Genomic DNA, 13,894 nt, shown 5'->3' with positions numbered 1-13,894 from the left:
GTTCACCTTGCCGCCGCCGGATCAGGCTGCGCCTAGGCGTTTGCCTTGCGATAGGCTGCTACGACAAGCCAAATTGCGGAGAGCAGAAAGTAAAACGCGCCGAACCCGGCATAAGGGGCGATGTCCAGAATCGTCGGCGCAACAGTGCCGAGGGATAGGCTGATCATGAAGCCGCCGGCGAGGGCCGATTGCGCACCACTCAGGATCATCGCCCATTGCGCGCCATAGCAGCGCCAGCGCCTTAGTCCCGTATTCAGCTGCAGCAGGCCCGAGAGGATCGCCCAAACCCCAAACACGGCCAGAACGGCATACATGCTGTTGCTGACCGCCACGATGACGGCGAGCGCCGTTATCAGGCTGACCACGACATTCAATGCTTGAGACGAGTTGGCTTTCAGGCCGCCATTTACCCTGGCGTCAACCAGGTTGGCAAAGGCGTCCCATGCCGGGTAGATCACGAGCAGAAACGCGGCGGGATGGGATTGCCCGCTGAAGAGAATGGCGGCAGCAACCCAGGCGATAGAGAATATGGCGCGTCCAAAATAATAGGATCGCAACCAGTTGGACCGGATCGAAGATTGGCTTTGCATTGGCAGGCTCCTTGTTGTTGCCTACCTACCAGTAGGAAGGTATGTGCTTTGAGTCAACCCGGCGCTCGAACACCTCTCCGTGAGAAGCGAAAACGATGCACAACGTTGACAGTTTGCCTACCAGAAGGTAGGTCGCGATATGAAATCAATGACTTCGACTTCAGAAAAAATTCTCGATATCGCGCAGTCTCTCATCATCGCGGGAGGCTATAACGGGTTCAGCTATGCCGATATCTCGGCTGCGATCGGCATCAGGAAGGCGAGCATCCACCATCACTTTCCGACGAAGGCCGAGCTGGTCTCGGTGCTGGTGGATCGTTACAGGCGGCAGGCCGAAGTGGGTTTGGAGTCTCTCCGGGGAGAACTCTCAAGCCCTGCTGAACAACTGCAGTCCTACATGAACTATTGGCGGACATGCATTCGCGATGCCTCGCCGTCCTTCTGCGTCTGCGCGATGCTCGCCGGCGAGATGCAGATGCTGCCGGAAGAGGTCGCATCACGCGTTCGTGCCCATTTCCAAAATCTCGCGGGATGGCTTACGTCGGTGCTGCGGGCTGGAATGGAGCAGGACTTGTTCCGCTTGAACAACCGGCCGGAGGAGGAGGCCCAGATGCTGATGGCATCGGTTCATGGGGCAATGCTGTCCGCGAGGGCTTTCAGTGATCCCGGGCTGTTCACCACAATCGTCACCCTCCAGATCACCATGCTGCTGGGACGGAATTGCTAGAAAACTGTCGGGCCAAAGTGGTATCAGGCAGCACAATTGGCGCGGCCCCATGTGAGTGGGTCGAGCGGAAACGAATAGCCTGATGCAATCCTATGATGTCGTGATCATCGGCGCGGGTGCCGCCGGAATGATGTGCGCCGTGGAGGCGGCCAAGCGCGGCCGTTCGGTGCTGATCCTCGATCATGCGGCAATGCCTGGCGAGAAGATCCGCATCTCCGGCGGCGGCCGGTGCAATTTCACCAACATCCATGCCAGCCCGAAGAATTTTCTGTCGGGCAATCCGCATTTCTGCATTTCGGCGCTCAGCCGCCACACGCAGCGCGATTTCATCGCCCTCGTCGAACGCCACCGCATTGCCTATCACGAGAAGACGCTTGGGCAGCTGTTCTGCGATGGCTCCGCACGCCAGATCATCGACATGCTGGTCTCGGAAATGCGGGGCAGGGGCGTGGAGCTGGCGCTCTCGGCCAGCGTTGAGGATGTCCGCAAAACCGTGGAGGGGTTTGCGCTCACCCTCTTCACAGGCTTGGTTACTTGCCAGTCGCTGGTCGTGGCCTGCGGCGGCAAGTCGATCCCCAAGATGGGGGCGACCGGTTTCGGCTATGAGCTTGCCGAACGGTTCGGCCTTGCTGTTGTCGAAACGCGGCCGGCGCTGGTTCCGCTGACCTTCGACGCAAACACGCTCGAGCGGCTGGCGCCGCTGGCCGGCAATGCCGTGGACGCGGAAGTCGCCTGCGGCAAGACGCGGTTCTCCGAAGCGATGCTGTTCACGCATCGCGGCGTCAGCGGACCGTCCATCCTGCAGATCTCGTCCTATTGGCGCGAGGGCGATGAAATCCGCATCGCCATGCTGCCGGGAGTTGACGTGGCGGACCTCATCCGCGTGGCCAAGCGAAGCAATGGGCGGCAAGCGGTACAGACGGTGCTGGCAAATCATCTGCCGAAGCGGCTTGCGCAGTCGATCGCCGAGCGCACCGGGATCGACGGCAACCTTGCCGATCTTTCCGACGCCCAGATGAAAACCATAACTGCCGCAGTCAATGACTGGCGCATCAAGCCTGCCGGCTCGGAGGGCTACCGCACCGCCGAAGTGACGCTGGGCGGGGTCGACACCAACGGGCTGGACCAGAAGACGATGCAGGCGAAATCCGTGCCGGGCCTGTTTTTCATCGGCGAAGTCGTCGATGTCACGGGTTGGCTGGGCGGCTATAATTTCCAGTGGGCATGGTCATCGGGCTGGGTGGCGGGGCAGGCGGCCTAGACTTACGTCCGTGGCTTCGTCCCAGCAGCCGCCTTCTTCTTCTTTTTGGCCTGGTTGTAATCGATGGCGGCACGGACGAGGTCTTTCAGGGCGCCCTCGTCGAGCTTTTCGCCCTCGAACATGTCGATTGCCCGCCACACCTTGCCGCCAAAACCGTTGTTGAACAGCTTGTCGGGGTCCGGCAGGCTGGCGCCATGGGAAAAGGTCAGCTTCACCTTGTCTTTGTGGGCGTTGCCGACCACGATGTTGCCGTCGAGGCACCATACCGGGCTGCCCATCCACTTCCACTCCTCGACGATGTCCGGGTCGGCTGCAAGGATGGTCTTGCGGATGCGGGCGAGCGTCTCGCCGCGCCAGTCCGAGAGGCCAGCGATCAATTGGTCGATTTGTTGCGAGGGGGTCATTGGGTGCCTTCCTGTGCCTCGACGCGTTCAACCGCTGCCTGTCACCAGCGCGTCAGTTGGGTGATCTGAACGAGATTGCCGCAGCTGTCGTTCAGCTGGACGATGGTCGAACCGGTTACGTCGGTCGGCGGCATGGTGAACGCGCCGCCCTTCGCCTTGATGCGCTCGTAGTCGCCCTTGACGTCGTCGGTGAAGAACATGATCGCGGGCTGGCCCTGCTCGAAGATGGCTTCCTGATAGGCCTTGGCGGCCGGGTTGTCGTTGAGCGCGAGTTGCAGCTCGGTTCCATCAGGCTCGTCGGCTGAGATCACTGTCAGCCAGCGAAAAGGCCCGTTGCTGAAATCGGCTTTTTTGGCGAGGCCCAGCACGTCGGTGTAGAAGCGCAGTGCGTTTTCCTGGTTGTCCACATACACGCTGGTCAGCTTGATCTTCATCGCTCTTTCTCCTGTGTGTTATTCGGCCGTTACGGGATCCAGCCGGGCTGCGCGGCCGCCTGCTTGACCCAGTCCGCCATCCGCGCCTCGTCGAACTGGTCTTCGCGGATGTCGATCCAGCGCACATCCTTGCTCTTTGCCGTGCCGCCTGGTGGGATCGGCTGCAATGAGATGCCACTGAAAAAGGTCACCTTCAAATAGTGGGTGAAGACATGAAACGACACGAACCAGCCCTGGCCTTCGATGCCGTAGAAGGGCGAGTTCCATCGCACGGCTTTGCGGACGTCCGGCACGTTGCGCTCGATGAGCGCGTCGAGGCGTTCGCCCAGGCCGCGCTTCCAACCCGGCATCGCAGCGATATAGGCCTGCACCGGGGCGTCACCATCGCCCTTGGCGATTTGCGGGTTGCCGCCCGAGAGCAGCACTGGCGCAGCCTTGGTCAATTGACCCTGTGTCTTGACCATTCTACCCACTCCTATCCGCGCGCACGCTGCGCGCCGCGTCCCTTGGCGGCATAGGGCAGCACGAACATGTACAGGCCGCTGAACAGCAGCAGGAAGAGCGGCAGGAGCGGCGAGTAGACCACCCAGGCGGGAGGCTGCCCGAATGCCATGGTGGCGAAGTTGGCGATGACGGTCAGCGTAAAGATGATCGACAGCCAGCGATGAATTTGCCGAACCCACATGTTCCAGTCCAATAGTTCCTCCTGTCAAAACAGCCGACGCGGACCACCGATCCGCACCGGCGGGTTTCAATCTATCCGCGCCAGGACTTGACTCAGATTTGCAAGGTACTGCCGCCACCCGCTCGTCGCGCCCCGGTACGCCTGCTCCTGATCCGGCCGGAAGCCGGACTGTTCCATGCGCAACCGGGTGCCCGTGCTGGTCGGCAGGAGAGTCCAGGTGACGACACTCTCAAGGCCATAGGCCTGCCACGTGTAGGACAGTGTCTTGTTCAGCTCGACGGCTGTTACCTGACAGTCGACAACGATGCTCACGTCAAGTTGCGGTTCCTTTCGCAGCTTGAAACGGTGGTCCACGACTGGCTGGAAGTCGTTCTTCATCAACCATTCCTCGATGAGATGCGGCTGGGTCAGCGCGCGCCAGATTTTTTCCGGCGGATAGGGGATCTCACGTTCGACGATGACGGAGCGCGTTTCGGTCGCGATGTTGGTCATTGGTCCATTCTTTTGAGCAAATTTTCGAGATCATCGAACCGGCTCTGCCAGAACGCATTCATCTGGTTCGTCCAGTCGGTCAGCGGGGAAAGTGCTGCGAGCTGGGCGCTATAATGGGTCTGCCGTCCTTGATGGCGGTCACGCACGAGCCCGGCCTGCCTGAGCACGCCGAGATGCTTCGACACCGCCGGCTGCGAGACCCCCGACTGAGCCGTCAGGGCACCGACCGTCTGCTCGCCTTGCCGGCACAGGCGCTCGAAGATCGCACGACGCGTCGGATCGGAGAGCGTTCTGAAGAGGACGTCGTGAGCGTTGTTCATTTTGGATCGATAACCCGGTGGCTATTGATTGACGTATAACCGCCGAGATATGGATGTGTCAAGCGGGGTGCCGGCGGTCACGATCCGGCGGTTTCCAAAAAAATCTTTCCATTGCCCCAAGGATTAGCCATTAGCCTTCGTCCAACAGGCAAATGATGGCGATGATGCTGGATGAGAGCGAAGCCTCCGACGCCGAACTGATCGGGCGGGCGAAGGGCGGAGACAGGGGGGCCTTCAGCACATTGCTGGAAAGGCACTATGACTTCGTCTATCGCGCTGCCTATCGCTGGTGCGGCAGGAAGGCCGATGCCGAAGACATAGCCCAGGAAGTCTGCGTCAGGCTGGGCAAGGCGATCCGCGACTATCGCGGCGGCGGCGCCTTCACCACATGGCTCTATTCCGTGACCCTGAACGCCGCGCGCGACATGATGCGCAAATCCGCCCGCGAGACAGTCAAGACAGAGGCCTATTGCGTCCATGCACTGATCTCGGGCGAGGCGTCGATCGAACCGGAAGACCCCGCCGAAGCGCTATGGGCCGCGGTGCGGCAATTGCCGGACAAGCAGCGCGACGCCGTGCTTTTGGTCTATGGCGAAGGATTGAGCCACGCGGCCGCCGCCGAGGCGATGGCGATCTCGGAGACGACGGTTTCCTGGCACATCCATGAAGCGAAGAAACGGCTGAAGACGCTGATGCGCGCGGCCGGGGAAGTGTGACCATGGTCGACGACAATGAACTCAACAGACTGCGCGATATCGCAGCACCGGCGCCCGCCAAGGATGCCAAGGCACGTGCCTTCGAGGCCGCCCTGCGCGCCTATGATCAGGAAAATATTTCTGCTGTCTCCCAAGGATCGGTTGGCGGGCTTCGTCTCACAGAGCGAGCACAAAAGCTCTGGAGCGAGATCATGCAAAAGAAACTTATTGCCACGCCGGCCCTTGCCGGGCTCGTCGCCCTGCCGATCGCCGGATACGCCACCTTCCATTTGCTGAGGGAACAGCCGCCCAAATTCGGCGGCGACGAGAAGATCAGCGAGACGCTGGCCGACAAGCCGACGACGGTGAAGCCGACGACCGCCGAGCCGAAGCCGGCTCGCGGCGAGTTGGAGAAGGACAAGAAGGCGGACGCCGATGTGGAAAGCCGCGACGCCACCGATGCGCTTGTGGCGCCGGCCTCGCCGCAGAAATCCGAATCGACCGTTGCTGGGGGCGCTGCACAACAAAATGCGCTGGAGCGCGGTGTGCTGGCCGAGCCTGCGCCACCGGCACCGACAGGTGAATTCGCACTGGATGGCGCTGCAAGTGTACCCAGCACCTCGCGAGCCCGCATGGCGGCGGAGTCGAAGCTGATGGCGCCGCAGCAGCCGGCTATGGCGCCGGCCGACCAGATGCTGCCGCAGGAGGAAAATCGCGACCGTATCGAGGATTTCAAGACCAATCCGGTGCATGCGGCACTCGAGGACCCGGTCTCGACCTTCTCGATCGACGTCGACACGGCGTCCTATTCCTTCGTGCGCAGTTCGCTGAAGGAAGGTTTCGTGCCGCAGGCCGATACGGTCCGCGTCGAGGAGATGATCAACTATTTCCCCTATGACTGGAGGGGGCCGGATTCGGCCTCGACGCCGTTCAACTCGACCGTCAGCGTGATGCCGACGCCGTGGAACACGCAGACCAGGCTGATGCATGTCGCCATCAAGGGTTTTGACGTCAAGCCGACCGAGCAGCCGAAGGCCAATCTGGTGTTCCTGATCGATGTCTCGGGCTCGATGGACGAGCCGGACAAGCTGCCGCTGCTCAAATCGGCCTTCCGGCTGCTGGTCAGCAAGCTGAAGGCCGACGACACCATTTCGATCGTCACCTATGCCGGTGACGCCGGCACAGTCCTGGAGCCGACCAAGGCGTCCGAAAAGGACAAGATCCTCAGCGCCATCGACAATCTGACGCCCGGCGGCAGCACGGCCGGTGAGGCGGGCATCAAGGAAGCCTACAGGTTGGCGCAAAAATCCTTCGTCAAGGACGGCGTCAACCGGGTGATGCTCGCCACCGACGGCGACTTCAATGTCGGCCAGAGCGACGACGATGATCTGAAGCGGCTGATCGAAAAGGAGCGCAAGACCGGTGTCTTCCTGTCGGTGTTCGGCTTCGGCCGCGGCAATCTGAATGACCAGATGATGCAGACCATCGCCCAGAACGGCAACGGTACCGCCGCCTATATCGACACGCTGGCCGAGGCGGAGAAGGTGCTGGTCGAGGATGCCTCCTCGACGCTGTTCACCATCGCCAAGGACGTGAAGATCCAGGTCGAGTTCAACCCGAACAAGGTCTCCGAATATCGCCTGATCGGCTACGAGACCCGGGCGTTGAACCGCGAGGATTTCAACAATGACCGCGTCGATGCCGGCGATATTGGCTCCGGTCACTCGGTCACCGCGATCTACGAGATCACGCCGAAAGGCAGCGGTGGCGAGCAGATCGATCCGCTGCGCTATGGCCAGGCGTCGGTGGACAATGGCGGCGTCGCCAATGCGGATGAATATGCCTTCGTCAAGATCCGCTACAAGCTGCCCAATGAAGACGTCTCGAAGCTGATCACCACGCCGGTGACCTCGGCCAACGAGATTTCGTCGTTCGACCAGGCCAGCACCGACCAGCGTTTCTCCGTCGCGGTTGCAGCCTTCGGCCAGAAGCTGCGCGACGAGGATGCGACTGCGAAGTTCGGTTACGACAAGATCATGGAGATTGCCACTGCCGCTCGAGGAGCCGACCCGTTTGGGTACAGGTCCGAGTTCCTCTCGCTTGTGCGCCTTGCCTCGGCGCTGGGCGGCAACCGGTAGTGGTGATGACGGCCGGTTTCTTTCAGATGGGATCGTTCTGATACGGGAAACCGACCAACGGGCGGGTGAGGCAGGCCGGCGAGGGGTTCATTCCCTTGCCGGCCTTTTTTTCGGATCTATTGATATTCAGGTGAGGCCGGCCTGCAAATGGAGGTTCCCTGCGCTTCCGGTGCTCACGTACTTAAGTACGCTCCGCTCCGGTTCTCGGAAACCACCATTTTCGGCTCGGCCTGACCTGAATCTCAACAGATCCGAGGCGCAGCGTTAACCTGCAGAATCGTTAAATTGCGCCGCATTTCCGGTACCAGATCGCAACCCCCTCCTTGCTACACGGGACAGGTCGACGGGGCTTGAGGGAGCTGGAATTGCAGATCAGGACTATCGCCAACTCGACACCTCCGGCACGGGCCGCCTCGGCGGTTTCATCAGCCCCATCATCCGAATCCAAGCGTATCAGCGACGATGTCGCGCAGGCGCGCCACACTGCCATGTCGGCGCTGACCAACGACCGCTTCCGCATCATGCTGGAGCAGATAACCGATCCGGTTTCATCCGGCGCGCTTATGACGATGCACGGCGACAATGTGGTCGATTTCAAGTCGGCGCAGTCAAGCTACGCCGACAACAGCGAATAATCGAAAACCGATAAGATCAGGCCCGGCTGCGGCGGCGCTCGCGGCGGGCTTCACTGGTCTCGGCGGTGTTTTCCGTCGCCACCTTGTTGCGCATCGGACCGATGCGTTCGACGATCGCGGCAACCGTCGGACGATCCGCCCTGGTGTGCGCGTCGAGCGCCTTGCGCATGGCGGCGAGGTGCTGGAACGAGGTGCCGCAGCAGCCGCCGATAATTTTGGCGCCGCCATCGACGGCGAGCCTGACATAGTCGGCCATCAGTTCGGGTGTGCCGGAATAATGGATCTCGGTGCCGCGGAATTCGGGAATGCCGCAATTCCCCTTGACGATCACCGTCGCTTCCGGCTTCGCCTCGGTCATGTCGAGCAGCGAGGCCAGGATGTCGGAGGCGCCGACGCCGCAATTGGCGCCAACGCCGAGCGGCGCCTGCGACAGCCCGTCGGTGACGCCGTGGATATCCTTCGGCAGCAGACCCATCATGGTGCGGCCGGCGGTGTCGAAGGAACCGGTGTAGGTGTAGGGCAAGCCGACGCGGATGGCCGCCTCGGCGGCGGCGCGGATCTCGTCGGGAGCCGACATCGTCTCGATCCAGGCAACTTCGGCGCCGCCGGCCTTGAGACCCTCGATCTGTTCGGCGAAGGCGTCGACCGCCTCGTGATAGGTCATGGCGCCCAGCGGCACCAGCAATTCGCCGGTCGGGCCGACCGAACCGGCGACGATCACCTTGCGGCCGGCTCTGTCGGCGACGGCACGAGCAAGCTCGGCGGCGCGCTTGTTCAGCGCATGCGCGCGGTCCTGCGCATGGTGAAGCTTCAAACGGTGACGGGTGCCGCCGAACGAATTGGTGAGGATGATGTCTGCGCCGGCATCGACGAAATTCTGGTGCAGGCTGGTGATGGTGTCGGGCGCCGTCTCGTTCAGCAGTTCGGGCGCCTCGCCGGCCTCCAGACCCATGGCGAATAGATTGGTGCCGGTGGCGCCATCGGCCAGCAGCACGCCCTTTTCAGCCAGCAGCGCATCGATCGGGTTGGTGGTCGTCATCGGATTGGCTTTCATGTTCGAAGTCGGATAAGGATATAAAGAAGTCTTTATGTGTAGTCAATGAATAGCTAGGACGGAGTTCGCCCATGGCGCCTTGAGCCATGGCGCGGTGGTGATCTTGGCTGCCGAAAATCAGACAGTGCCTGTTGGGAACGACATGCCGGCCAGCCTGTGCGCAAAGCCGGACGCCTCGTGCGCATTGATGTCGGCAGCCCGGATCAGATTGTCGAAATGCTGGATCAGCGTCTGGATCGGCTGGGTGGCGTTGAGCACCAGATACATGTCGCCGACATAGATGGCGGCACGATAGGGGCCGAAGATGGTGTAGGGGATCGAATAGCGCATCCGCCCATCATAGAGAAACAGCCGGAAGGTCGGGTAGAGGTCGTCGAGCAGCGTCGCCATGTGCAGCAACTGGGCGCGCCGGTCGGCTTCGGGGAAACGGTCCCAGACACCCAGCCCGCGGGCGAAGATCTCCAGCGTGTGGCGCGGCATGCAGACTTCCATGTCGGTTTCCGGGCGCCTGTTGTAGTCGATGCGGTATTGCGTTTCTCCGGCCTGCGCCAGGCGGCTCTTGTTGGTGATGCCGGCTTCGTAGTCGACCAGCGCTTCGGTGCGCAGAAGATCGGGAATGCCGGCAGGCACGTAGCGGATCTTGGTGCCGGCCGCCTCGGCATGCCATTTGGCCAGCAGGGTGCGGTCGAAGCCGTCGGGTGCCTCCTCGATCTCCAGGCTCTCGCGGATTTCGCCGGTGAGGCCCTCGTCCTGGCTGAGACCGAGTAGCCAGTCCAGCGACACTTTGAACTCGGCGGCGATGTTGAGCAGCGTTTCGGCGCGGGGCAGGCGGGTCGAGGCGCCGGACAGCAGCTGCGATAGCGCCGAGCGGTCGATGCCGACCGCGGTCGCGAAGGCCGACTGGTTCAGGTCGGAGCGTGTCAAGAGCATTTTCAGGCGTTCGCGGAAGATCGTCGACAGGTCGCGCTTGTCCATGTGCGGGCTCCACCTCGATTGAGGAAAAATTTGCGCCGAATCGCTTCCGAGCGCGCCTCAGGCGTAAATGAATCCCTAAGTTTGTTTACAATGTATAACATGTGCGGCCGAAAATGCGCAATCGCAACAGTTTGTGCACTTTGTCTCGTTGAGTGGAATCATTTCTCCTGACACTATGCTGTCAGGAGCCAATTGGGGTTTCCGGCGACTGAGGGACAGTGGTCGATAGCATGACGAGCAAGAGCATCAGGCGACACAGCGCACCGGCCATCGAGTGGCCGACCGTGGTACTCGCCTTTTTCTGTTACGCAACTTGGCTCGCCACCGGTTTCCTGCTCTGGCCATCCTACCCCGTCCTGGCGCTCGCCATCCTGGCTTTGACCGCCGCACTGCAATCGTCGATCATGCACGAAGTGCTGCACGGGCATCCGACACGCAATGCACGGGTCAACGAAGCCTTCGTGTTCCTGCCGATCGGTCTGGTCTGGCCATTCCGCCGCTTCAAGACCATCCATCTGCGCCACCACGCCGACGAGCGGCTGACCGACCCGTTGGACGATCCAGAGAGTTATTACCAGGCGCTCTGGCAGCATGACGAGCTGCCGCCGACGATGAAATTCCTGCTCAAGATCAACAACACCATGGCCGGCCGCTTCGTGCTCGGCCCGTGGCTGTCCTGCGTCGGCTTCTTCATCGACGACGCCAAGCAGATGTTCGCCGGCGACAAGGCGATCCGCAAGGCGTGGCTGCTGCACGCGATCGGCCTTGCCGTCGTGCTGCCGATCGTCCAGTTCGGCTTCGGCATCCCGCTGTGGCTTTACATTCTCGTGCCGGTCTGGCTCGGCCAGTCGCTGATCTCGATCCGCACGTTCGCCGAGCATCAATGGTCGGAACATCCGGAAGGTCGCACGGTGATCGTCGAGCGTTCGCCGCTGTCGTTCCTGTTCCTCAACAACAATCTGCACTTCGTCCACCACAAGACCCCGACCGTGGCCTGGTACAAGCTACCCAAGCTGTTTCGTGACCGCCGTGAGGAATGGCTGCGGATGAACAATGGCTATGCCTATCCGAACTATTTCGCGCTGATCAAGGCTTACGCCTTCAAGGCAAAAGAGCCGATCGTGCACCCGGTGCTGCGGCGTCAAGCCGAGCCGGGCAGGGCCTTCAAGCCGCGCATCAGGGCGCGCAGCATCAGCGGGCTTGGCAGTGCGCCGGTTCCCGCCGAGCCGCCCAAGGAATAATCCGGCCTATCCGGGGGTCCGTGTCGGCCAATTCTGATTGGACGCCGCGTTTTTGCGATCCTTTTTCCCGACATGATGATTTGATATCGGCATGAGTGAATTGGTTGCGGCGTTGCCGATGTATGATTGGCCCGAAGTGCGCGGCGAGGTCGACGCGCAATGGGTGCTGCTGCGCGATGCTTTCCGGGGAAAGGGCATTGACGCGCCGGAAACCATCGCGCGTCGCAATGGTGACCTGCCGCCGGTGCCGGGCGGAATTCGTGATGCTGCCGGTGCATTGATCGCACCCGATCCAGCGACATTGCCGCCGGACGAACTCGATTTTCACAGACTGTGGCTGCACCCGGCGCTGCTGTTCGCGCAGACCTGCTGGGGGCCGATGGAACTCGGCCTGTCCAGGCATGTGCAGGTGGTCGCCCAGCCAAGCTACGACGCCTACGAAGGCGGGCAGGGCGAGCTCTATTCCAGCGCTATCGTCATGCTGGCGGATGGCGCGCCGTCGGTTGCCTCGCCCAATGACGGCAGCCCGCTGGTCCCACTCGATCGCATCCGTGGCAAGCGCTTCACCTTCAACAGCCTCGATTCGATGTCGGGGTTCCTCGGTTTGACGCGCGACCTGGAGGCGATGGGCGAGAGCCTTGACCTCTTTGCCTCGCGCAGCGAAAGCGGTGGGCACCGTTCCTCGATCGTGGCAATTGCCGAGGGCAAGGCCGATATAGCGGCCATCGACTGCGAGAGCTGGGCACTGGCGCAGCGTTTCGAGCCGGCGGCGAAAAAGGTGGTGGTCATCGGCTGGACCGGGCGGCGCAAAGGCCTGCCTTACATCACCGCCGCGGTGACACCGGAAAAGACGGTTGGGGCGTTGCGCGAGGCCCTTGCCGGGCTAGCCGAGCAGCCTCGCATCCAACGGGTAGGTTGAGAGCTGTTCGTTGCCGGTCTCGGTAATCAGGATCTGTTCCTCGATCTTGACGCCTTCGCGCCCGCCAAGCCGGCCGATATAGCTTTCCACGCACAGCACCATGCCCGGTTCCAGCACGCCGTCCGGCGTGTCCGATGTCCAGTCGCTGGCATGCGGTAGTGTCGGATACTCGTCGGCCAGGCCGACGCCATGATAGAGCACGCCGTATCGCGTCGGGAAGCAGTCTCCCGGTGGCACGGCCGAGCGCTCGACGAGGTCGCGAAACGAGATGCCCGGCTGCATCAGTGCCGTGTTGTGCTCGATCTGATCGGCGGCGATACGGAACAGGTCGCGCTGTTCATTGGTCGGCTTTGCATCGCCGCACAGCCATGTCCGCGACAGGTCGGCGCAGAAGCCGTAGGGGCCGATAAGGTCGGTGTCGAAGGCGACGAGGTCGCCTGATACAATCTTGCGTGACGAGCATTCCTGGAACCATGGGTTGGTGCGCGGACCTGACGTCAGCAGCCGGGTCTCGATCCATTCGCCGCCGCGCGCGATGTTGCCGCGATGCAGTTCCGCCCACAACTCATTTTCGGAAATGCCAGGCTTCAGCGCCTGTTCCATTTCGCCCATCGCCGCCTCGCAGGCGACGATGGCGCGGCGCATGGCGAGGATTTCGTCAGGCGACTTGATCAGCCGCGCATTTTCCATCACCGCTTCGCCATTGCCGATGGAGATACCAAGCCGCGCCAGTTCCTCGACGCCTTCCGGGTTGATGTGATCGACGGCGATGCGGCTGTTGCCGCCGCCATGCTCTTTCACCAGATCGGCGATCCCGGCGGCCCAGCGGCGGACTTTTTGCTCGGTCAACTCGCCGCTATAGAGGTACATCCACGACACCGCCGGCCGCACCTCGTCGACGACGCCGGAATGATCGGACAGGTGCTCGCAGGAAAAATAGTCGAACAGCACCACCGGGCCGTCGGTGGCGACAAAGCAATGCCGCGTCGGGTTGTGCGCCACCCACAGCTGCATGTTGGTCGAGTCGGTGGCGTAGCGGATGTTGACGGGGTCGTAGAGCAGGGCGCCGGCATAGCCGCGCCGCTTCAGCTCGGCGCGGATACGCTCCAGCCGGTATTGACGCATGGCAGGCAGATCGGGCGCGGCAATGCCTGCCGCGGCCCATTCAGCTTCGGCCTGCGCGCCATAGCCCAGCACATGCTGGTTGAGCGAAGCCGCCTTCCGGCGGGAGGCGTCGCGGAGGGCCTCGATCGAGCCTGGCTCGAACGGCATGATCTTGCGATGGCGGCCAAAGCTGCCCTTCGGCCCCGCGCTGTCCATGGTC

17 protein-coding genes are annotated in these 13,894 nt (G+C 62.0%); 7 read left to right on the top strand and 10 right to left on the bottom strand.

Annotation, left to right across the window (positions count from 1 at the left end):
* Window positions 1-32: 32 nt before the first annotated feature.
* On the bottom strand, window positions 33-590 hold the full coding sequence (locus NKH97_RS07365) for a DUF308 domain-containing protein (protein ID WP_352795897.1): 558 nt from the start codon (window positions 588-590) through the stop codon (window positions 33-35).
* A 139-nt stretch (window positions 591-729) separates the two neighbouring features.
* Here NKH97_RS07365 and NKH97_RS07360 point away from each other — a divergent pair, with 139 nt between their 5' ends.
* Both NKH97_RS07360 and NKH97_RS07355 read left to right on the top strand, forming a co-directional pair.
* Complete coding sequence (locus tag NKH97_RS07360) at window positions 730-1,317, top strand: TetR/AcrR family transcriptional regulator (protein WP_352795895.1); 588 nt, start codon at window positions 730-732, stop codon at window positions 1,315-1,317.
* Between the two features lie 82 nt (window positions 1,318-1,399).
* Window positions 1,400-2,578, top strand: coding sequence for a BaiN/RdsA family NAD(P)/FAD-dependent oxidoreductase (locus NKH97_RS07355; protein WP_023812303.1), 1,179 nt, complete (start codon window positions 1,400-1,402; stop codon window positions 2,576-2,578).
* A 2-nt stretch (window positions 2,579-2,580) separates the two neighbouring features.
* On the opposite strand, the gene NKH97_RS07350 is transcribed toward NKH97_RS07355, so the two are convergent.
* From NKH97_RS07350 to NKH97_RS07325, 6 genes are read right to left on the bottom strand one after another with little or no spacing between them, the layout of a single operon-like run.
* Window positions 2,581-2,982, bottom strand: coding sequence for a DUF1801 domain-containing protein (locus tag NKH97_RS07350; RefSeq protein ID WP_023812302.1), 402 nt, complete (start codon window positions 2,980-2,982; stop codon window positions 2,581-2,583).
* Window positions 2,983-3,023: 41 nt separating this feature from the next.
* Window positions 3,024-3,416 (bottom strand): VOC family protein, encoded by a 393-nt coding sequence (locus NKH97_RS07345; protein ID WP_352795892.1) that lies wholly within the window; start codon window positions 3,414-3,416, stop codon window positions 3,024-3,026.
* 29 nt (window positions 3,417-3,445) lie between these two features.
* Window positions 3,446-3,880 (bottom strand): DUF1801 domain-containing protein, encoded by a 435-nt coding sequence (locus tag NKH97_RS07340; protein ID WP_352629347.1) that lies wholly within the window; start codon window positions 3,878-3,880, stop codon window positions 3,446-3,448.
* 11 nt (window positions 3,881-3,891) lie between these two features.
* Window positions 3,892-4,113, bottom strand: a complete 222-nt coding sequence (locus tag NKH97_RS07335) for a hypothetical protein (RefSeq protein ID WP_023812299.1) — start codon at window positions 4,111-4,113, stop codon at window positions 3,892-3,894.
* 54 nt (window positions 4,114-4,167) lie between these two features.
* The gene (locus NKH97_RS07330; RefSeq protein ID WP_023812298.1) at window positions 4,168-4,593 is read right to left on the bottom strand and encodes an SRPBCC family protein; all 426 of its coding nucleotides are present in this window, start codon (window positions 4,591-4,593) and stop codon (window positions 4,168-4,170) included.
* A complete protein-coding gene (locus NKH97_RS07325; protein WP_023812297.1) occupies window positions 4,590-4,913 on the bottom strand; it encodes an ArsR/SmtB family transcription factor in 324 nt (107 codons plus the stop codon). The genes NKH97_RS07330 and NKH97_RS07325 overlap by 4 nt, the downstream gene beginning before the upstream one ends.
* 155 nt (window positions 4,914-5,068) lie before the next feature.
* On the opposite strand from NKH97_RS07325, the gene NKH97_RS07320 reads away from it, so the two are divergent.
* From NKH97_RS07320 to NKH97_RS07310, 3 genes are all read left to right on the top strand, one after another.
* Window positions 5,069-5,629: an RNA polymerase sigma factor gene (locus NKH97_RS07320; RefSeq protein WP_023812296.1), complete on the top strand. Its 561-nt coding sequence runs from the start codon at window positions 5,069-5,071 to the stop codon at window positions 5,627-5,629.
* 2 nt (window positions 5,630-5,631) lie between these two features.
* Window positions 5,632-7,746, top strand: a complete 2,115-nt coding sequence (locus NKH97_RS07315; protein ID WP_352795889.1) for a YfbK domain-containing protein — start codon at window positions 5,632-5,634, stop codon at window positions 7,744-7,746.
* Window positions 7,747-8,111: 365 nt separating this feature from the next.
* Window positions 8,112-8,381, top strand: coding sequence for a hypothetical protein (locus NKH97_RS07310; RefSeq protein ID WP_352795887.1), 270 nt, complete (start codon window positions 8,112-8,114; stop codon window positions 8,379-8,381).
* Between the two features lie 16 nt (window positions 8,382-8,397).
* On the opposite strand, the gene bmt is transcribed toward NKH97_RS07310, so the two are convergent.
* Both bmt and NKH97_RS07300 read right to left on the bottom strand, forming a co-directional pair.
* Window positions 8,398-9,420: a betaine--homocysteine S-methyltransferase gene (gene bmt / locus NKH97_RS07305; RefSeq protein ID WP_023812293.1), complete on the bottom strand. Its 1,023-nt coding sequence runs from the start codon at window positions 9,418-9,420 to the stop codon at window positions 8,398-8,400.
* 132 nt (window positions 9,421-9,552) lie between these two features.
* A complete protein-coding gene (locus NKH97_RS07300; RefSeq protein WP_023812292.1) occupies window positions 9,553-10,410 on the bottom strand; it encodes a helix-turn-helix domain-containing protein in 858 nt (285 codons plus the stop codon).
* Window positions 10,411-10,640: 230 nt separating this feature from the next.
* Here NKH97_RS07300 and NKH97_RS07295 point away from each other — a divergent pair, with 230 nt between their 5' ends.
* Complete coding sequence (locus NKH97_RS07295; RefSeq protein WP_031213520.1) at window positions 10,641-11,651, top strand: fatty acid desaturase; 1,011 nt, start codon at window positions 10,641-10,643, stop codon at window positions 11,649-11,651.
* 91 nt (window positions 11,652-11,742) lie between these two features.
* Complete coding sequence (locus tag NKH97_RS07290; RefSeq protein WP_023812290.1) at window positions 11,743-12,570, top strand: phosphate/phosphite/phosphonate ABC transporter substrate-binding protein; 828 nt, start codon at window positions 11,743-11,745, stop codon at window positions 12,568-12,570.
* Here the strand turns inward: NKH97_RS07290 and NKH97_RS07285 are convergent.
* The gene (locus tag NKH97_RS07285) at window positions 12,535-13,890 is read right to left on the bottom strand and encodes a M24 family metallopeptidase (RefSeq protein ID WP_023812289.1); all 1,356 of its coding nucleotides are present in this window, start codon (window positions 13,888-13,890) and stop codon (window positions 12,535-12,537) included. The two genes, NKH97_RS07290 and NKH97_RS07285, sit on opposite strands and share 36 nt — an antisense overlap.
* Window positions 13,891-13,894 lie beyond the last annotated feature (4 nt).

This window comes from Mesorhizobium sp. M0870, from assembly GCF_040319775.1.
In the GTDB taxonomy this organism is placed as follows: Bacteria; Pseudomonadota; Alphaproteobacteria; order Rhizobiales; family Rhizobiaceae; genus Mesorhizobium.
Note: the sequence above shows the minus strand (reverse complement) of the source record. Positions and strands in the feature narration are given on the sequence as shown.